The 17,974-nt window shown below is 71.9% G+C and carries 21 protein-coding genes; 6 read left to right on the top strand and 15 right to left on the bottom strand.

Annotation, left to right across the window (positions count from 1 at the left end; genetic code table 11):
- Positions 1 to 37: 37 nt before the first annotated feature.
- The 6 genes from ABDJ40_RS05985 to bufA2 all read right to left on the bottom strand — a co-directional run bounded on the left by ABDJ40_RS05985 (position 38) and on the right by bufA2 (position 4,000).
- Positions 38 to 520, bottom strand: coding sequence for a hypothetical protein (locus ABDJ40_RS05985; RefSeq protein ID WP_269632450.1), 483 nt, complete (start codon positions 518 to 520; stop codon positions 38 to 40).
- Positions 521 to 575: 55 nt separating this feature from the next.
- Positions 576 to 1,325, bottom strand: coding sequence for a hypothetical protein (locus ABDJ40_RS05990; RefSeq protein WP_347607482.1), 750 nt, complete (start codon positions 1,323 to 1,325; stop codon positions 576 to 578).
- The gene (locus ABDJ40_RS05995; RefSeq protein WP_347607485.1) at positions 1,322 to 1,864 is read right to left on the bottom strand and encodes a peroxiredoxin; all 543 of its coding nucleotides are present in this window, start codon (positions 1,862 to 1,864) and stop codon (positions 1,322 to 1,324) included. Before ABDJ40_RS05995 ends, ABDJ40_RS05990 begins: the two co-directional genes overlap by 4 nt.
- Positions 1,865 to 1,941: 77 nt before the next feature.
- Entirely contained in the window at positions 1,942 to 2,739 is a 798-nt protein-coding gene (locus tag ABDJ40_RS06000) for an HvfC/BufC family peptide modification chaperone (protein ID WP_347607488.1), read from the bottom strand.
- A 70-nt stretch (positions 2,740 to 2,809) separates the two neighbouring features.
- Positions 2,810 to 3,661 carry an MNIO family bufferin maturase gene (gene bufB, locus ABDJ40_RS06005; protein WP_347607491.1) on the bottom strand — a complete coding sequence of 284 codons (852 nt, stop codon included), beginning with the start codon at positions 3,659 to 3,661 and terminating at the stop codon, positions 2,810 to 2,812.
- Positions 3,662 to 3,739: 78 nt separating this feature from the next.
- The gene (gene bufA2, locus ABDJ40_RS06010) at positions 3,740 to 4,000 is read right to left on the bottom strand and encodes a BufA2 family periplasmic bufferin-type metallophore (RefSeq protein ID WP_269632455.1); all 261 of its coding nucleotides are present in this window, start codon (positions 3,998 to 4,000) and stop codon (positions 3,740 to 3,742) included.
- A gap of 234 nt (positions 4,001 to 4,234) precedes the next feature.
- Here bufA2 and ABDJ40_RS06015 point away from each other — a divergent pair, with 234 nt between their 5' ends.
- Positions 4,235 to 5,158 (top strand): N-acetylmuramic acid 6-phosphate etherase, encoded by a 924-nt coding sequence (locus ABDJ40_RS06015; RefSeq protein WP_347607494.1) that lies wholly within the window; start codon positions 4,235 to 4,237, stop codon positions 5,156 to 5,158.
- A gap of 9 nt (positions 5,159 to 5,167) precedes the next feature.
- Here ABDJ40_RS06015 and ABDJ40_RS06020 read toward each other — a convergent pair whose 3' ends face one another.
- The 8 genes from ABDJ40_RS06020 to ABDJ40_RS06055 all read right to left on the bottom strand — a co-directional run bounded on the left by ABDJ40_RS06020 (position 5,168) and on the right by ABDJ40_RS06055 (position 12,128).
- Positions 5,168 to 6,589 (bottom strand): esterase-like activity of phytase family protein, encoded by a 1,422-nt coding sequence (locus tag ABDJ40_RS06020; RefSeq protein ID WP_347607497.1) that lies wholly within the window; start codon positions 6,587 to 6,589, stop codon positions 5,168 to 5,170.
- 121 nt (positions 6,590 to 6,710) lie between these two features.
- The gene (locus ABDJ40_RS06025; protein ID WP_269632459.1) at positions 6,711 to 7,376 is read right to left on the bottom strand and encodes a DUF4197 domain-containing protein; all 666 of its coding nucleotides are present in this window, start codon (positions 7,374 to 7,376) and stop codon (positions 6,711 to 6,713) included.
- A gap of 64 nt (positions 7,377 to 7,440) precedes the next feature.
- On the bottom strand, positions 7,441 to 7,809 hold the full coding sequence (locus tag ABDJ40_RS06030) for a DUF5329 family protein (protein WP_347607501.1): 369 nt from the start codon (positions 7,807 to 7,809) through the stop codon (positions 7,441 to 7,443).
- Positions 7,810 to 7,839: 30 nt separating this feature from the next.
- A complete protein-coding gene (gene yidD / locus ABDJ40_RS06035) occupies positions 7,840 to 8,256 on the bottom strand; it encodes a membrane protein insertion efficiency factor YidD (RefSeq protein WP_347607503.1) in 417 nt (138 codons plus the stop codon).
- Between the two features lie 4 nt (positions 8,257 to 8,260).
- Positions 8,261 to 8,770 (bottom strand): GNAT family N-acetyltransferase, encoded by a 510-nt coding sequence (locus tag ABDJ40_RS06040; RefSeq protein WP_347607506.1) that lies wholly within the window; start codon positions 8,768 to 8,770, stop codon positions 8,261 to 8,263.
- 10 nt (positions 8,771 to 8,780) lie between these two features.
- Positions 8,781 to 9,410 (bottom strand): LysE family translocator, encoded by a 630-nt coding sequence (locus tag ABDJ40_RS06045; protein WP_269632464.1) that lies wholly within the window; start codon positions 9,408 to 9,410, stop codon positions 8,781 to 8,783.
- A 12-nt stretch (positions 9,411 to 9,422) separates the two neighbouring features.
- Positions 9,423 to 9,932: a GNAT family N-acetyltransferase gene (locus ABDJ40_RS06050; protein WP_347607509.1), complete on the bottom strand. Its 510-nt coding sequence runs from the start codon at positions 9,930 to 9,932 to the stop codon at positions 9,423 to 9,425.
- A 105-nt stretch (positions 9,933 to 10,037) separates the two neighbouring features.
- The gene (locus ABDJ40_RS06055) at positions 10,038 to 12,128 is read right to left on the bottom strand and encodes a M13 family metallopeptidase (protein WP_347607512.1); all 2,091 of its coding nucleotides are present in this window, start codon (positions 12,126 to 12,128) and stop codon (positions 10,038 to 10,040) included.
- Positions 12,129 to 12,253: 125 nt separating this feature from the next.
- Between ABDJ40_RS06055 and ABDJ40_RS06060 the strand changes: the two genes are divergently transcribed.
- From ABDJ40_RS06060 to ABDJ40_RS06075, 4 genes are all read left to right on the top strand, one after another.
- Positions 12,254 to 13,102, top strand: a complete 849-nt coding sequence (locus ABDJ40_RS06060) for an N-acetylmuramoyl-L-alanine amidase (protein WP_347607515.1) — start codon at positions 12,254 to 12,256, stop codon at positions 13,100 to 13,102.
- Between the two features lie 9 nt (positions 13,103 to 13,111).
- Entirely contained in the window at positions 13,112 to 14,119 is a 1,008-nt protein-coding gene (locus ABDJ40_RS06065; RefSeq protein WP_269632468.1) for an ABC transporter permease, read from the top strand.
- Positions 14,120 to 14,123: 4 nt separating this feature from the next.
- Positions 14,124 to 15,035, top strand: a complete 912-nt coding sequence (locus tag ABDJ40_RS06070; RefSeq protein WP_347607520.1) for an ABC transporter permease — start codon at positions 14,124 to 14,126, stop codon at positions 15,033 to 15,035.
- Positions 15,036 to 15,124: 89 nt separating this feature from the next.
- The gene (locus ABDJ40_RS06075) at positions 15,125 to 16,054 is read left to right on the top strand and encodes an agmatinase (protein WP_347607523.1); all 930 of its coding nucleotides are present in this window, start codon (positions 15,125 to 15,127) and stop codon (positions 16,052 to 16,054) included.
- Here ABDJ40_RS06075 and ABDJ40_RS06080 read toward each other — a convergent pair.
- Positions 16,039 to 16,845 carry an MBL fold metallo-hydrolase gene (locus tag ABDJ40_RS06080; protein ID WP_347607526.1) on the bottom strand — a complete coding sequence of 269 codons (807 nt, stop codon included), beginning with the start codon at positions 16,843 to 16,845 and terminating at the stop codon, positions 16,039 to 16,041. The two genes, ABDJ40_RS06075 and ABDJ40_RS06080, sit on opposite strands and share 16 nt — an antisense overlap.
- A gap of 110 nt (positions 16,846 to 16,955) precedes the next feature.
- Here ABDJ40_RS06080 and ABDJ40_RS06085 point away from each other — a divergent pair, with 110 nt between their 5' ends.
- Entirely contained in the window at positions 16,956 to 17,951 is a 996-nt protein-coding gene (locus tag ABDJ40_RS06085) for a helix-turn-helix domain-containing protein (RefSeq protein ID WP_347607529.1), read from the top strand.
- The last annotated feature ends 23 nt before the right edge of the window (positions 17,952 to 17,974 follow it).

Below are 17,974 nucleotides of genomic sequence, written 5' to 3' on the forward strand. Positions count from 1 at the left end.
CCGCGCTTAGCAAGGACTTAAGCGGCCCGAACCGCGCTCAGTGGCGCCAGCTCGCCCGTGCTGGACGTGGCAGGGCCCGCGCGAGCGGATGCTCGGCACCGGCGGCATCGACCACGGCCTGGTGCAGGCCCTCCAGGTCCGCCAGCATCAGCGGCAGCCAGAAGCTGCGCCGCTCCCCGTCCACATGGATCTTCAGGTGCGCGAGCAGCAGCAGCCTGGCCGGCTCGACCGCACGGATGGCCGGCCACGGCAAGGTCTGCCAGCGGCCCCGGATGTCGAAGGTATGCAGACCTTGCGGACCAACCCGGAAGCGGAAGGCGTGCACCGGCCCGCACATGATCAGGGCCAGCATCAGACCCATGGCCACATGCAGGAGCAGGTCGGGGCGCCGGATGGGGGCGCCCGTCCAGGCCGACTTCAGCACCAGCACGGCACCGATGCCGGCCATGCACAGCGACAGCTGGCCCCGCCACATCGGCCAGAAGGCATAGCGGAAGCTGCGGTAGTGGGTAGGCGTCATCAGCTGGCTTGGCAGGCGGCTCGGGATGCGCCCCGGGCGCCGGGGCGCCATTCTGTCAGCGCGGGCGCAGAGCGAGATCCAGGTTGACCCCAATGCCGTCCTGCACCGCCAGCATCCCGCCCAGCAGGCTCAGCGGCCGGATGCCGAAATCCGTCAGCCGCAAGGCCATCTGGCCCTGCACGCGCAAGACCTGACCCCCAGGCCCTGACGAGGGCTCCAGGCTCAGCGCCAGCGGCAGGCGCCAGCGCTGCTGGCGGCCGTGCCAGTCCAGCTCGATCTCGGCCAGCACCGTCGCACCCTCGCCCAGCAGCTCGACCGACTGCACGCGCAGCCAGGGGAAGCGCGCGGCCTCCAGCATTGATTCGCCCAGCAGATTGGCGCGCGTCGCGGCGATGGCCTCGGCGCCGGGCACCGAGGCGAAGCCCGGGCCCAGGCGGGCACGCTGCGCCGGCTCGTCGAGCTGCAGCTCGTCCAGGCGCAGGGCCAGGGCGAAGCGGGAGCGCGCCAGCTGCGCGGCGTTCAGCTGCAGGGGGTTCTGCGCCTGCGCAGGCAGCTGCAGCCAGCCCTGCAGGCGTGGCGCGGTCAGCACATGGTTGTGGCCCAGGCCTGCCAGCGCGCCCTGGCGGAAGGCCAGGACCTGCAGCAGGGAGCGGGCCGGGTCGAGGCGCCACAGCTGGCCCTCGCCCGGCTCGGGCAGGGGCCCCTCGGCGCGGGCCTCGGGGAGGGCCGCCGGCCCGGGCGCGGCGCAGGCCGACAGCAGCAGCACCGCGGCGCCACCCAGCAGGGCGCGCCGGCGCGCACTCACCGGCCGGCCTTCCAGGCTTCGGCGGCCTTCATCATGGCCTCGACATGCCCGTCGGCGCTCATCTTGGCGTGCACCGCGGCGATGCGGCCCGGCGGCACGATGAAGTAGGAGATGCGGTCGGCCGTGTCCGCCATCATCAGCAGCTTGGCGTCATAGGCCTTCATGACCTTGGCCCCCGCATCCGCCGCGACGGCGAACTGCTTGCGGCAGGCCTCCACGCTGAAGCGCTTGAGCGTGGCGATGTCATCGTTGGAGATGCCGATCACCGTGACGCCGAGCGACTGGAACCTGGGCGTGGCCTCGGCGAACTGGTGCGCCTCGACCGTGCAGCCGCTGGTGAAGGCCTTGGGATAGAAGTACAGGACCACCGGCCCCTTCTTCAGGGCCTCGGCCAGCTGGAAGCGGTAGGGCTCGCCGGCCAGGGCGGCATCGGCGCTGAAGTCCGGGGCGGCGTCACCGGGCTTGAGGGCGGCATGGGCGCTGGCCAGCAGGCCGGAGCTCAGCAGGGTGGCAGTCAGCAGGAGAGCAGGGGCGCGCATGGGCATCCTTGGGTAGCGTCAGAGGACCGCATCATGCCCCCGAGCCAAGCCCTCTGCCAGGGCTCGGCTATTGGCGATCACGCCCGCGCGCGCAGCCAGCCCTCCTGCACCCATTGCTGAAGGCAGGCCACCAGCCGCGCGGGGGCCTCAGCCTCGCCCCACTGCGCGACGGCGATCTCGCCAAGGCGGGTCCAGTCGGCGCCCTCGAACACGGCCTCGACCAGGGCGCCCTCCCCAGGCTCCAGCGAGCGCCAGCGCGTCTCCAGCTGCGGGCGCCAGGCCAGCAGGCGATGGGCCAGGGGCTCGGGAGCGGGCAGCTCGGGATCGTCCTGCGCCTCGCCGGCCTCGCGCCGCTGCGCGTGGCCGGCCAGCACGGCCCAGGCGGGCTCGATGGCCCAGTCCAGGGGCAGGCAGCATGCGCTCGCGCGGGGCTGCAGGCGCAATGTCGGCCAGGCCTCGGGGGCCAGCTGCTGCAGAGACTCGATCGCCAGTGCCTCGTCGTCCGCCGCATCGAAGACGCCGCGCAGGGCCCAGTCCATGCGGGCGACGTCGATGAAGGCGGGGTGGGCCACCTCGGCCTCCGAGGCCATGAAGTCCGCCAGGCCGACGCCGTACCAGCGGATGGAGGCGAAGCGGGAGGGGCGGGCCTTGATGTAGGCCGCGGCGAGGGCGTCGAAGTCCTCGTCGCCCATGACCTGGGCCAGCACGGGGTAGTTGTCGCGCAGGGCCTCGACGAGGCGGGCGCGGTAGGCGTGGCGGTAGACGGCCAGGCCGCGCTGCGAGGCCGCGTCCAGCAGGCCGGCGGGATCGCCGGGCGCCTCGTCCATCAGCAGCGCCTGCATCTGACGCTGGCTCGCGAGCAGGGCGTCGCTCATTGGGGCCCCCTTTGCAGTGCGTGCTGTCCCGCCAGGCGGGCCTGAGCCCCTTCGGGCGGCCAGGCGCGGCTCATGCGGCCTCCTGCCAGCCCGCCAGCACGCGGCGGGACAGCTGCCGCGCCAGGTCCAGCTCCTGCAGCAGCTCGGGGAGGGGCGGGATGTGGTCATCGCGCTCGATCATGGTGGGCACGGGGCCCAGGCGCTGCAGGGTGTAGGCATAGAGCTGCCAGACGGCGTCGCAGATCGGATGGTCGTGGGTGTCGATCAGCAGCTCGCCCTGGTCCTCGTGGCCCGCGAGGTGGATCTGACGCACGCGCTCGGGCGGCATGGCGTCGATGAAGGCGCGCGGGTCGAAACCGTGGTTGCGGCTGGAGACGTAGACGTTGTTGACGTCCAGCAGCAGCTGCGCACCGCTGCGCTGCAGCAGCTCGGCAATGAAGTCGGCCTCGCCCATCTCGTCCTGGGCATAGCGCACGTAGCTGGAGACGTTCTCCAGCACCAGCGGGCGGCCCAGCAGCTCCTGGACTTCGGCGATGCGCGGCAGCAGGTGGCGCAACGTGGCCTCGGTGTAGGGCAGGGGCAGCAGGTCGTGCAGGCGGCGGTGGTCCACGCCGCCCCAGCAGAGGTGGTCGGACACCCAGCCCGGCTCGAGGCGCTCGGCCAGGGCGCGCAGCTCGCGCAGGTAGGCGCGGTCCAGCGGGTCGCTGCTGCCGATGGACAGGGACACGCCGTGCATCACCACGGGATAGTCGCGGCGCAGGCGCTCCAGGTGGTGCAGGGGCTTGCCGCCGGGCACCAGGTAGTTCTCGGAGATGATCTCCAGCCACTGCGGGCGCAAGGTCGGGTCCAGGGGCTCGGCGAGCGCCTGGTAGTGCTCGACGCGCAGTCCCAGGCCGAAGCCTTCGATGGGGCGTGCATGCATGGGGCTGCTCGTTCAGCAGGGTCGGCCGCCACCGATGACAGCGGGCGGCGCACCGACCCCGGGGAGGGCGGGAAGGGCTTACTTCTGGACAGTGCCGCCGGCCTTCTTGCACTCGGCTTCGGACTTCTTGACCCAGCCCTGGCCCTTGCAGCTGTTGTGGCCCTTGCACTCGTTCTTGGCCGTCTTGCACTCGGACGTGCCCTTGCAGCTGTTGACGCCCGAGCACTTCACCATGCCGTCGTCAGCCGGCGTGGCGGCCTGGGCGGGCAGGGTGGCAGCGGCGAACAGGGCGGCAGCGGCAGCGGCGACGGACAGGCCGGTCTTGAGGCTTTGTTGCATGTGATTCTCCTGAGTTTGCTCTGTTGAGATGGGTAGGAGACCCGGCGCGGCGGCCGGGGCCGTTCGCGTTGGATCTGCGGGTCTGTCGCGCACGGCACCGGGAACTTACACCGCCGCCATCAAAAAAGATGTAACAAGACAGCCCCGCTGCGACCAGGCGCCGCAGGCGGGCCGCGAGCCGCGCTGCGCAGGGCCCAGACGCCCTAAAGTAGCGGCACGCCGCCGGAGAACGCGATGCTGAAGACCGAAAGCCCGCCGCCCCAGGGCCCCGCGCTGGACCAGTGCCCGACCCCGCAGCTGCTGGCCTGGCTCGTCGATGACCAGCAGCAGGCCCTGGCCGCCGTGCAGGCCGCCCGGCCACAGCTGCTGGCCGCGGTGGAGGCCGCCCTGCCCCGCCTGCGTCGCGGCGGTCGCCTGGTCTACGTGGGCGCCGGCACCTCGGGTCGCCTGGGCGTGCTGGACGGCGTGGAGCTGACGCCCACCTTCAGCTGGCCGCGCGAACGGGCCCTGGGCCTGATGGCGGGCGGCCCGGCCGCCATGTTCGAGGCCCAGGAAGGCGCCGAGGACGATGCAGACGCCGGCCGGCGCGAGCTGCAGGCCCTCGGCCTCACGCCGGACGACGTGGTGATCGCCCTGGCCGCCTCGGGCGGCACGCCCTATGTGCTGGGCGCCGTGGCCGCGGCGCGCGAGGCCGGCGCGCTGAGCCTGGGCCTGGCCAACAACGCCGGCACGCCCCTGCTGGCGCAGGCGGACATCGGCATCCTGCTGGACACCGGCCCCGAGCTGATCGCCGGCAGCACGCGGCTCAAGGCGGGCACGGCCCAGAAGATTGCGCTGAACACGCTCTCCAGCGCCCTGATGGTGGGCCTGCACCGCGTGCATGGCTGCTGGATGGTGGACATGCGGGCCAGCAATGCCAAGCTGCGCCGCCGCGCCCAGGCGCTGGCCGAGCGAGTGGGCCGGGCGACGCCGGAGGCGGCGCAGGCGGCGCTGCAGGCCTGCGACGGCGAGCTCAAGCCGGCCCTGCTGATGCTGCGCGCCGGGCTGGACGCCTCCGCAGCGCGCGCCCCGCTGCAGCGCTGCGAGGGGCATCTGCGCCTCGCGCTGTCGATGTCAGGCCTCCAGGACGATGAGACGGTCCCGTCTGGCAAGACCTGACCCCAATGATCAGCGCCGCGAGCGCCGCACTGCGCCGCCCATCAGCAGCAGTGCGCTCAGTGCCATCGCCAGCGAGGCGGGCTCCGGCACGGCCTTCAGCGCCTGGGGCACATAGACCGAGCCGGCGAGGTCCGCATCGCTGATGCCGAAGACGTAGAAGTTGTTGGGGCCGGCCGTCTGGGGCAGGAAGTCGTTGTCATTGGCCACCCACAGCGTGTGCAGCAGCTGGCCCTTCCAGACCACGTCCTCGCCCCAGCTGAGGCCCTCGATCTTGGCGGGCACGCTCTCGGCGCTGATGCCGACGCCGGCGCCGATCAGGGTCGAGGCCACATCCAGGAACAGGCTCTTCTTGACGGCGAAGCTGCGCAGGTCGCCCTTCTTGCCGCTGATGTCGGCAGCGCCCTTGAGGTCGATCTTGAACAGCTTCTTGGTCTTGGCGGCGCTGCCGTCACCCAGGCCGGCGCCGTCGCGCTCGTCCAGGATGAACTCGTGGTCGTTGAGGGCCAGGATCTCGCTGACGCCGCTGCCGTCGGTCAGCTGGTAGGCGTACTCGTGCGTGGCGCCGCTGGCCACGTCGATGGTGACGATGCGGATGACCTTGTTGCCGTCCTGCAGCAGCGGGGCCTGCATCACGCCGACCAGGGTCTTGCCGTCGGGCGTCAGGGCCAGGCCCTCCATGCCCTTGTTGGCCACGCGGCCGCTGCTGTTGACGGGCTTGTCCTCGGCCGCCGTGGTGGTGCCCAGCACCTTCACGCCCAGCTCGGCCGGCAGGGCATAGCTGCGGATGCGCTGGCCGGTGGCGCGGTCGAACTGGTAGACATAGGGCCCGTATTCATCGCTGATGAAGACGCTTTTGCCGTCATTGGAGACGCGGGCGCCTTCGGGGTCCAGGCGGGCGTTGTCCGGGCTCAGCGAAGACCTGGCCGGGTCAAAGCCGTCGGAACGGCCCGTGAAGTACTGGCGCGTGGCGGTGTTCTGCGCCGGGGCACCCGCGGGCAGGCCGAAGGCCGCGCCCGAGCCGTAGGCCAGCGGCGTGGGGCTGGACAGCAGCGTGGTGGCTTGCAGGGTGGGCGTGAGCGTGAAGGGCAGCGCGCCGCCGCCGGCCAGCTTCAGGTCCATCTGCACGGTGTGGAAGCGGCTGATGTAGGAGGCCGTGTTGTCCACCGCCGGGTTGTAGACCGTGGCATTGGGGCCGCGGTCCGGCAGGGCAACGAAGGTGTTGCCGCCCGCCCAGGCCAGGGCCGAGCCCATCCCGCCCAGCAGGTCGGCGGGCAGACCGTTCTCCAGGGTGCCGGCCAGGCCGGACTTGTCATGCAGGCCCGTGAGCGAGCCGATGGCCAGCAGCGGCGCGGCCTGCGCTGCAGCGGGCAGGGCCAGGCCGAGGCACAGGGCCAGGGTGCGTGGGAAGGGGATGGGCAGAGGGCGGGACATGGCAAGACTCCAGGCAGGACCAGTCCGGCATCTTTGTGAAGCCCGGTGACAGCGCCATGAAGCGCCCGGCCCGGCAGCCCCCATGTTCACGGGACAGGGTCAACCCGCCCCGCATGGCCGCTCAGCCCCCGAAGACCTTCTTCAGCAGCGCGGAGCCCGTGCCCACCGGGTCGCGGCGGATCTGCTTCTCTTCCTCGCCGATCATGAAGAAGAGCCCGTCCAGCGCCCGGCGGGTGACGTAGCCCTGGATGTTGGCGTCGTCCTGCTTCACCAGGCCCAGGCCCGCGGCCTTGCCGGCCACGGCGTTGTACTTGTCGGCCAGGGCCTGCTTCTCGGTCGCGCGGGTCACGATGGGCAGGAAGCGCTCGGTGAGGGGTGCGCGGGTCTTGGTGGCGAAGAACTGGGTGACGGAGTCATCCCCGCCCTTCACGATCTTCAGGGCGTCTTCCACGCTCATGTTCTTCGCGGCGTTGACCAGCAGCACGCGCGCCTCGGGCACGGCAGCCTCGGCGGCACGGTTCATGGCGGTGAGCAGCTCGTCGAGCTTGTGGCCCTGGCCGGTGGCCTTGAGCAGGCGGGCCGCGCCCTTGAGCGAGTCCGGCAGCTCGATGCGCACACGGTCATCCCCCAGGAAGCCGTCCCGGCGTCCCAGCTGGGCCACGGCCGCCTGCGCGCCGCGCTCCAGGGCCGCGCGGATGCCGCTGGCGGCCTCGCTCTCCCCCAGGGCCCAGGCGGGCAGCGAAAGCCCCAGGGGCGTGGCGATCAACAGGGTGCGGCGGTTCAGCATGGGGCGACTCCTTCGGTGCAGGGGCCCATGCTACTGCGCCCGGGAGCGCCCCGCACGCGCGGGGTCAGGTCTTGCTGCCACGCAGCTTCTGCAGCTCCTGGGTCAGCCAGTCCTTGCTCTGCACCGGCGCGGCCGCGGCGCAGCGCACGAGGTAGGGCTTGCCGCTCATGCTGCTGGTGCTGGCGGCCTGCTGGATGAAGTCCTCGCTGCGCCGGGGTGCGCTGTCGTGCGACTCCAGGTAGTCCAGCTTCTTGAGCAGGTGGCTGCGCGCCTCGGTGCCGCTGTACCAGCTGCCGTTGCGGTTGAACTCGCAGCCGGAGTCCTGCAGGCGCTGCAGCAGGCCCTGGATCTCGGTGCGCACGGCCGGCGCTGTAGGTGCGGCCTGGGCGGCGCCCAGGCTCAGCAGGAGGAGCAGGGTGGAAAGGAGCTTCATGACGCCATCATCGCGCAAGCTGCGGCCCCTTCAGGAGAAGCGGCCGCGGAAGGACGTGCGGCGCTGCTCGCGGCGGGACTTGCGCTCGAAGACATCGCAGGCGTCGCAGCAGTCGCAGGCATCGCCCAGGTCGCAGACGTCGCCCACATCACAGCCGCTGCAGCTCTCCGCCCCGGGCAGGTCGCAGCCCCCGCAGTCGCAGTCCCCGCGCTGCAGGGCCGGCGGGCGGCGCTGCGGATGCGCCTGCGCATGCACCGCCGCGCAGCGCGCCAGGCGTTCGCGAAGCAGCCACAGGCCCGTCCAGCTGCCTTTCCAGCGGATGGCGCGCAGGCCCAGACCCGAGCAGCCCGCGCCGCCGCAATGCAGGCGGTAGGCGCAGCCATAGCCCTTGCGGGGCGAGAGATGGCGCTGGTAGAGCCGGATCAGGGCCAGCAGCAGCGTGCGCATGGGCTCAGGCGGCCAGCGCGCCCAGCCGCTTGCTCATCACCACGCTGCGGTAGACCTTGCCGGGCCACTGCACATGGCTGACGGGCTCGTAGCCGAGACCCTGGTACAGCGTGACGAGGTGCGTGGCCGGCTCGGCCGTGTCCAGCGCCAGCTCGCCGAAGCCCTGGCCGCGGGCCCAGTCCTCGCCCGCCTGCATGAGCGCACGCCCGATGCCATGCCCTTGCAGGCCAGGCTCCACCGCGAACTGGTGCAGGGCGGCCACGCCGGGGCGGGTGAAGTAGGCGCAGTCGTTCTGCGCATAGGTGGGCTGCAGCAGCACGGTGCCGGCCAGCTGCCCCTCCCAGAAGGCCAGCAGGCAATGGCCGCCGGCCACGCGGCGGGCCGTGGTGGCCTCGTCCTGGTCGACGGCAGTGTAGTTCAGGCCCAGGGCCGCCAGGCGGGCATAGGCGCGGTGCAGCAGCGCGGTCAGGGCGCTCAGGGAGTCCTCGGGCTGGAGCGGGCGGATCTGCAGCATGGGCGTGGGTTCAGCGTTGCACGGTGGCCAGGCGCAGCGCCAGGCCGGCGAAGACGAGGGCGGCGCAGCGGTTGAGCCCGCGCTGCAGGCCCGGCGAACGGCGCAGCCGCTCGCCCAGCAGGCCGGCCGCAAAGGCGATGCTGCCGAAGGTGATCAGGGTCGCGAGGATGAACACGGCGCCCAGCACCCCCAGCTGCAGCGCCACGGGGCCGCGGTCGGCGGCCACGAACTGCGGCAACAGGGCGAAGAAGAAGAGCAGCACCTTGGGGTTGCTGAGGTTCATCACGATGCCGCGCCGATACAGGGCCGACAGCGGCTGGGCCGGGGCCTGCGCGCTGCCCGGCAGCGAGGCAGCGGGTGCGCGCCAGGCGCCCCAGGCCAGGTAGAGCAGGTAGGCCGCGCCGGCCGCCTTCATCAGGGTGAAGGCCAGGGGTGAGGCGGCCAGCAGCGCCGCCAGGCCCAGGGCCACGGCCGCGGTGTGCACCACGATGCCCGTGCACAGGCCCAGCACCACGACGAGGCCGGCGCGCCGGCCCTGGGTGGCTGACTGCATCAGCACGAAGAGGTTGTCGGGCCCGGGGGTGAAGCCCAGCACGAGGGCGGTTGCCAGGAAGGCCAGCAGGGTGTCGAGGGAAGGCATGGGCGGCGGCGTTCAGCGCGGAAGGCCGGCATCATCGCACCCCGCCTCGTCGGCCGGGCCTGCATGACGCATGGGCAGGAAGGCCAGGCCGTGCTGCCGCTGCGCCGGCCCTTCGGCGACGAAGCCGAAGCGCTCGTAGACCGCCACGGCCGGCAGCGCGGCGTTGACGGTGAAGCCACCGCGGTGCCCGGCCTCGGCCGCGCCAGCCTGCATCGCCCGCCACAAGCGGCGCGCCAGGCCCTGGCCCTGCCAGGCCGGCGCCACGAAGAGGTGGAAGAGATGGCTGGTGTCACGGCTGGCGATGAAGCCGGCCAGCGCGCCGCCGGTGGCCTCCAGCACCCAGAAGCGGTAGCGCGCATCGGCCAGGTAGCCCGCCTCGGCGGAGGCGGACACCGAGGCCAGGAAAGGCTCGGTGCCCGCGCCATCGGGCGACAGGAAGAAGGCCGGCGCGAGTTCGACGATGAGGGCGCTGATCGCCGCCGCATCGCCCGCCCGGCCCTCGCGGAGCTGCAGCGTGTTCATGGGCCCAGCTTGCCAGACTCCGGCGGCACGCCCGCATGCCGGGGGTCACGTCTTGCCAAAAAAAGAGGGCCGCCGCAGCAGCCCTCCGCTCACTTCAGGTCCGGCTTACCAGACCTTGCAGCGCTCCGCTGCCGGCTTGACCATGGCCTGGCCCGGCTTGCAGGCGAAGGCCTTCTCGAACTCGGGCATGTTCACCGCCACGCCGTTGATGCGGTAGCGGCCCGGCGAGTGCGGGTCGGTCGCGGCATGCACGCGGGCGGCCTCGGGCCGGGTGTCGCTGCAGTCCCATTGGGCGAAGCCCACGAAGAAGCGCTGCTCCGGCGTCAGGCCGTCCACGGTGGGCAGCTGCTTGCCGGCGATCTGGGTCTGCCAGGCGGCCCAGGCCAGGACCAGGCCGCCGAGGTCGGCCAGGTCTTCGCCCAGGGTCAGCTTGCTGTTGATCTTGATGTCGTCGATCACCTTGTACTGGGCGTACTGCTTCGAGACGCAGGCGGCGCGCTGCTCGAAGGCCTTGGCGTCCTTCTTGGTCCACCAGTCCTTCAGATTGCCCTTGGCGTCGAACTGGCGGCCTTCGTCGTCGAAGCCGTGCACCAGCTCGTGGCCGATGGTGCCGCCGGTGTTGCCATAGTTGGGCGCATCGTCCAGCTTCGCGTCGTACAGCGGGGGCTGCAGCACGCCGGCCGGGAAATTGATGTCGTTCATCTGGGCGTTGTAGTAGGCGTTGACCGTCTGCGGCGTCATGCCCCATTCGCCGCGGTCCAGGGGCTGGCCGATCTTGCCCAGGTCACGGCGGCGCTCGAAGGCCTGGCCGCGCATCACATTGCCCACGAAGTCCTCGCGCAGCACGGCAAAGCGGCTGTAGTCGCGCCACTGGTCGGGGTAGCCGACCTTGTTGACGATGCTGTGCAGCTTCTCGAGCGCACGCTTCTTGGTGTCCTCGCTCATCCAGGGCAGGGCCTGGATGGACTTGCCCATCTCGACCTCGATCTGCTCGGTCATGCGGATGGTGGCGGCCTTCAGCTCAGGGCTGAAGTTGCGGGCCACGAACTCCTGGCCCAGGGCCTCGCCCAGCTGCCCGTCGACCAGGGTCACGCACTTCTTCCAGCGCGCCTGCTGCTTGGGCACGCCGTGCAGGGTCTTGCTGAAGAACTCGAAGTGCTCGTTGACGAAGTCCGGGCCCAGATAGGGCGCCATGCTGCTGGCCAGCTGCCAGCGCAGCATCGTGCGGAGGTCCGCCACCGGCAGGCGCTTCCACTGCTGGCCCAGGGCCTTGTAGAACGCGGGCTCGGTGACGTTGAACTCCTGCTGCGGGGTCAGGTCTTGCGCGCTCTGGTAGGCGGGGAAGTCGAAGTCCGGGATCAGGGCCTGCAGCTGCTTGGCCGTGTAGCGGTGGAAGCTCTTGTAGGGGTCGCGCTTGTCGACCACGCTCAGCGAGGCCTTGGCCAGCGCGGTCTCCACGCTCAGCACCAGGCGTGCATTGGCCGCGGCCTGCGGCTTCGTATCGCCCATCAGCTCGAAGATGCGGGCCACATGGGCCTGGAACTTGGCGCGTAGCTCGCGGCTCTTGGCATCGGTCTTGAGGTAGTAGTCGCGCTCCGGCAGGCTCAGGCCGCCCGTGGCCGCGAAGGCGATCTGGCGGGTGCTGTCAGCGAAGTCCTGGCCGGAGCCGAAGCTGAAGAAGAGCCGGTTGTTGTGGGTGTTCTGGTGCAGGGCCGCCAGCACGAAGGGCAGCTCGGACTTGTCCTTCAGGCCCCCGATGCGGTTCATCAGCGGCTTGAGCGCGGCCAGGCCGTTCTTCGCGACGGCGGCCTCGTCCATGCAGGCGGCGAAGTAGTCGCCGATCTTGGTCTGGGACGCGCTGCGGGTCTCGCCGGGGGCCGCAGGCTGGGCCAGCTTCTCCAGGATGCCCCAGAGGTAGCGCTGGTTGTCATTGGCCGCCTTGGCGTAGACGGACCAGCGGGCCTGGTCGTCCGGGATGGGGTTGTTCTTGTTCCAGCCGCCGCAGGCGTACTGGTAGAGGTCTTCGCAGGGGTCTGCCGTGCGGTCCATGGCCGAGAGGTCCAGGCTGGGCGTGTAGGGCAGGCTCTGCAGCGGCTGTTCGGCGGGCTTGGCGTCCTGCGCCTGGGCGAGGCTGGCCAGGACGAGTGCGGTGCCCAGGGCGCTGAGGCGCCAGGCGGTCTTGCGGGCAGTCTTCATGGTGGGGCAAGGGTGTCTTCGTGAAGGGCCGCATTGTGGCGCCAGGACCCGCTCCGTGCCGCTCGTCAGGCCCCTCGGCGGGATCGGGCCTTTCCCCAATGCACAAGCTGCAACAATGCGGGCCGATGAGTGCCGTTCGCTTCACCCGCTCCCTGCCCCTGCTGGCCAGCCTGCTGCTGGCCGCCTGCGCCACCGGCCCGCGCGGCCTGCAGATCGACGACAGCTTTTCGTCCCTCAACCAGGACAGCCGCGCCCAGCTGCTGGTGCTGCATTACACCGTCGGCAACTTCGAGAGTTCGCTGAAGACCCTCACCCAGCCCAACCCCGGTGGTGGCGAGGTCTCGGCCCACTACCTGGTGCGCGACGAGCCCGTGCGCATCTACCGCCTGGTGGACGAGTCGCGGCGCGCCTGGCATGCCGGCGTGAGCCGCTGGAAGAGCTGGGGCAACCTCAACGCGGCCTCCATCGGCATCGAGATCGTCAACCCCGGCCGGGTGGACACCCCCGACGGCCCGCGCTACGCACCCTTCCCCCAGGCCCAGATCGACGAGGTGATCCGCCTGTGCCAGGACATCGTCGCCCGCCACCGCATCCGCCCGGACCGCATCCTGGGCCACAGCGACGTGCAACCCCTCAGCAAGCAGGACCCCGGCCCCGCCTTCCCCTGGAAGCAGCTGTGGGCGGCCGGCCTCATCCCCTGGCCCGACGAGGCCCTGGCGGAGAGCCTGCGCCCCTTCTACGAGCAGGGGCTGCCCGACGCGGCCTGGTTCCAGCAGAAGCTGGCCCAGCACGGTTTCGGCCTGACGCAGAGCGGCCTCTGGGACACCGAGACCCGCAAGGTGCTGGCCGCCTTCCAGATGAAGTACCGCCCTGCCCGCTACGACGGCGAGGCCGACGCCGAGACCGCCGCCCTGCTGGACGTGATCACCCGCCGCGAGGGATTTCGCATGAAGGACGGCAGCCTGCCGCGCTGACACCCGCCCATGCTCAACGCCCTGCTGCGCCGCCTGCTGACCCTGCTGCCCACGCTGCTGGGCGTGAGCCTGGTCGCCTTCGGCCTGATCCGCCTGGTGCCCGGCGATCCGGTCGAGGTGATGATGGGGGAGCGCGCCCTGGACGCCGCCACGCACGCCCGGCTGATGCACGAACTGGGGCTGGACGCGCCCTGGCCCGTGCAGTACGGCCGCTACCTGCAGCAGCTCCTGCAGGGCGACCTCGGCCGCAGCCTGGTCAGCCATGAGCCGGTGGCTCAGGAGTTCCTCGCCCTCTTCCCTGCCACGGTGGAGCTGGCCGTGGCCGCCCTGCTGCTGGCCCTGCTGCTGGGTCTGGGCCTCGGCCTGGCGGCCAGCCTGAAGCGCGGCTCCTGGCTGGACCAGGGCGTGATGGGCCTGGCCACGCTGGGCTATTCCATGCCGGTGTTCTGGTGGGGCCTGATCCTCATCATGACCTTCTCGGTGGGCCTGGCCTGGACGCCGGTGACGGGGCGCATCGCCATCGAGTACGAGGTCACGCGGGTGACCGGCTTCATGCTCGTCGACGCCGCCCTGCACCCCGAGCCCGGCGCCTGGCGCTCGGCCCTGCTGCACCTGCTGCTGCCGGCGCTGGTGCTGGGCACGTCCAGCACCGCGGTGATCGCCCGCATGACGCGCTCCAGCATGCTGGAGGTGCTGCAGGAGGACTACATCCGCACCGCCCGCGCCAAGGGCCTCTCCACCGCCCGCGTGGTGCTGGGCCATGCCCTGCGCAACGCTCTGGTGCCCGTGCTGACCGTGGTGGGCCTGCAGACCGGAAGCCTGCTGGCCGGCGCGGTGCTCACCGAGACCATCTTCTCCTGGCCCGGTGTGGGCAAGTGGCTGATCGACGCCATCGCCCGGCGCGACTACCCGGTCGTGCAGGCGGGCATCCTGATCTCCGCGCTGACCTTCATGGGGGTGAATCTGGCGGTGGACCTGCTCTATGGCGTCGTCAACCCGCGGATGCGTGCGCGCTGAAGCCATGAACCAGCCCTCCCGGACTCAAGACCTGACCCCACGCCCGCCGCGAGGCCGCAGCCCGGCACGCGCGGCCTGGGACCGCTTTGCCACGCAGCGCGGCGCCCTGGCGGCCCTGGGCGTGTTCGGCCTGGTGGCGCTGGCGGCCCTGCTGGCGCCCTGGCTGTCTCCGCACGATCCGCTGCAGCAGTACCGCGACCACCTGCTGCAGCCGCCGCTGTGGATGGAGGGCGGCATCGCCCGCTTCCCGCTGGGCACCGACGAGCTGGGCCGCGACCTGCTCTCGCGCCTGCTGCACGGCGCGCGCGTCTCCCTGGGCCTGGGCCTGGCCTCGGTGGTGCTGGCGCTGGTGCCGGGCATCGTGCTGGGCCTGCTGGCGGCCTTCCACGAGCGCTGGCTCTCGCCCCTGGTGATGCGCAGCATGGACGTGCTGCTGGCCCTGCCGGGGCTGCTGCTGGCCATCTGCGTGATCACCATCCTCGGCCCGGGGCTGATGAACACGGTGATCGCCATCGCCATCGGCGCACTGCCGGGCAGCACGCGCCTGGCGCGGGCCGCCGCCCTGGCCGAGAAGTCCCGGGACTACGTGCAGGCGGCCCGGGCCGCCGGGGCCTCGTCCTGGCACCTGATGTTCCGCACCGTGCTGCCCAACTGCGCGGCGCCGCTGATCGTGCAGGCCACGCTGGCCTTCTCCTCGGCCATCCTGGAGGCGGCGGGCCTGGGCTTCCTGGGCCTGGGGGTGCAGGCGCCCACGCCCGAGTGGGGCGGCATGCTGGCCACGGCGCGAGACGCGCTCCAGCGCGCGCCCTGGGTCCTGAGCCTGCCGGGCCTGGCCATCCTGCTGACGGTGCTGAGCGTCAACCTCGTCGGCGACGGCCTGCGGGACGCGCTGGACCCCAGGCTGCGCCGCGGCTGAGCCCCGCGCCCTGTCTCGACGCTCGCACGAGGTGACGACGGCGCCGACTTCGGTCAAGATGGCCCCGCCCTCCCCTCCATGACCTCGCCATGACGCAGTTCGCCTTCCTCAGCCACACGAGTTTCATGAAGCAGCCCGCCGCCGCGCCGGGCAGCAAGCCCTTCGGCCTGGCCGGCATCGCCTGGGACGGCTGCGTCACCAACCGCCCCGGCGCCCGCTTCGGCCCGCGCGCCATCCGCGAGGCCAGCCACATGCTGTGCGACGGCATCCACCCCTTCTTCGACACCACGCCGGACGGGCATCTCCAGGACCATGGCGACCTGCCCCTGCCCAACACCAGCCTGGAGGGCATGCGCGCCGCCATGATGCCGCTGATCCGCCCCCTGATCGCGCAGCAGCACATGGTCTGGCTGGGCGGGGACCACAGCATCACCCTGCCCCTGCTGCGGGCCTACCGCGAGCAGCTGGGCCGGCCCCTGGCCTGCTTGCACTTCGACGCCCACTGCGACACCTGGGAAGACCATTTCGGCGAGCCCAGCGGCCATGGCACCTGGGTCTACGAGGCCCTGCAGGAGGGCCTGGTGATGCCCGAGGGCATGGTGCAGCTGGGCATCCGCTCGGCCGGCCAGCGCGAGGCCCGCCACTACGTCCGAGATCAGGGCGGCCTGATTCACGACGCCCGCAGCCTGCGCGGCCTGGAGAGCCCGGCCCAGCTGGCGGGCGTGCTGGGCGGCATCCGCGAGCGCATGGCGGCGCTGGGCCATCCGCCGATCTACCTCAGCCTGGACATCGACTGCCTGGACCCCGCCTTCGCGCCCGGCACCGGCACGCCCGAGCCCGGCGGCATGAGCAGCAACCAGGTGCTGAGCCTCCTCGAGGAACTGGCCGACCTGCCCTGGGTGGGCATGGACTGCGTGGAGGTGGCCCCGCCCTACGACCACGCCGAGCTGACCAGCTACGCCGCCGCGCAGTTCGTCTGGACCTACCTCTGCGGCCGGCTGGCTCAGGCCGCGCGCTGAAGGCCCGCCGGGGCTGGGTAGCGGCGCGACTCGCCGTCCATCGGCACCCACAGGCGATCGCCCAGGCAGGCGGCCTCCCGCCGCACGTCCTCGCGGCTCACGGGGCAGTGGTCCAGGGCTTCGAGGTGGTTGACCACCAGCTGGCCCGCGAACAGCCGCCCGGCCTCGGCCACCTCGGCCGCGTCCATCAGGATCTCACCGCCCAGGTCGAAGCGGGCGCCGCCGGCAGGCAGCACGGCGATGTCCGGCTTCAGCACCGACAGGCAGTGGCGCACGGGCTCGTGCAGCACGGTGTCGCCTGCCACATAGACGCTGGGTTCGCCCGGCATCTCGATCAGGTAGCCCGCGCCATGGGCCATCAGCCGCCCCACCCAGCCGCGGCCATGCAGGCAGGGAATAGGCGTGACGAAGCCACCCAGGAAGGGCTGGCGCTGCAGGCCTGTCAGCGGCTGCGCCTGCAGGCCGCGGGTGCTGAGCCAGGCGGCATCGTCCGGCATGCAGAGCACGGGCAGGCCGCGCTCGCGCAGGAAGCGTCGGCCGGCGCGATCCAGGTGGTCGAAGTGGCCCTTCTGGCAATGCGTGATCAGCGCATGGGTGGCGCGCTCCAGCGCCGGCCCCGCGGCGGCCGGCAGCGGCACCAGCGGATTGCGCCGCCGCGTGCCCCCCAGGTAGCGCAGGCTGGGCAGGGCCCCGGCCTCCGCCAGCATGGGGTCCACCAGCAGCGCGACGTCGTGGCCGCCGGCGCGGAACTCCAGCAGCACGGTGGCATTGCGGATCTGGGTGATGTGCATGGGCGGTCTCGCGGAGGGCGTGGTGAGTGGTCGTTGGCCGGATTGTTCAAAGCCCGGCTGACCCCCACAATGGCGCAATTCGCCAATTTCATGCCGTTTCAGGCCAAGCCATGCCAAGACCGCCGCTGAACCTGGGCCTGCTGCTCTTCGAGGGCTGCATGCCCGCCGGCCTCTTCGCCGCAGCGGACCTGGCCCGGGCGGCCAATCTTCGCGCCGGCCGCGAGGTCTTGCGCCTGCGCTGGGTCAGCCTGGATGGCCGCCCGGTGAAGACCTGGCAGGGCCCGGTGCTCGCCGCCGAGGCGGCCCTGGCCGAAGCCGGCTGCGAGGCCTGGCTGCTGCCCGGCCTCTGGACGGACTCGCCCCAGGCGCTGGCGCAGCAGCTGGCCACGCTCGCCCCCCTGGTGCAGGCCCTGGGCCAGCTGCCCAGGCGGCATGCGCTGTGGAGCTACTGCGCTGGCGTCGCCCTGCTGGCGGCCGCCGGGCGGCTGGACGGCCGGGACGCCACGGCCACCTGGTGGCTCAGACCGGCCCTGGGCGCCCGCTTCCCCAAGGTGCACTGGCGCTTCGACGAACTGCTGGTGTCCAGCGGCCCGGTGCGCACCGCCGCCGGGCCGCACGGCTACCTGCCCCTGATGCTGCAGGCCCTGGCGGAGCGTCTGGAGGCGTCGGCTCTGCGTGACATCGAGGCCGTGCTGATGCTGCCGCGCCCGCATCAGTGGCCGGCGGCCTTCCGTCCCGTGGAGCTGATGGGCCAGTCCGACGAGGCCCTGCGCCGCCTGATCGTCTTCGCGCAGCGACTGCCGGCGCAGGGGCTGTCGCTGGCGGCGGCGGCGCAGGCGCTGGGGCTGTCGGTGCGCAGCCTCAGCCGCTGGCTGCCGGCGCAGACCGGCCTGGCCGCCGGCCAGTGGCTGCGCCTGCTCAAGCTGCGCCAGGCGGCGGAGCTGCTGTGCGAGTCCGCCCTGCCCGTGAAGACCGTGGCCGAGCAGCTGGGCTATGCCAGCGAGGCCGGCCTGCACCGCAGCTTCCAGGCCCTGCTGGCCTGCACGCCGGGCGAGTTTCGCCGGCGCCACGCCCGCCTGCCCTCGCCCGCAGGCGCACGGCCATGAGCGCACCCTGCCTGGACAGGGCG

Origin of the sequence: Roseateles flavus (assembly GCF_039872765.1) — a bacterium.
GTDB lineage: Bacteria > Pseudomonadota > Gammaproteobacteria > Burkholderiales > Burkholderiaceae_C > Roseateles_B > Roseateles_B flavus.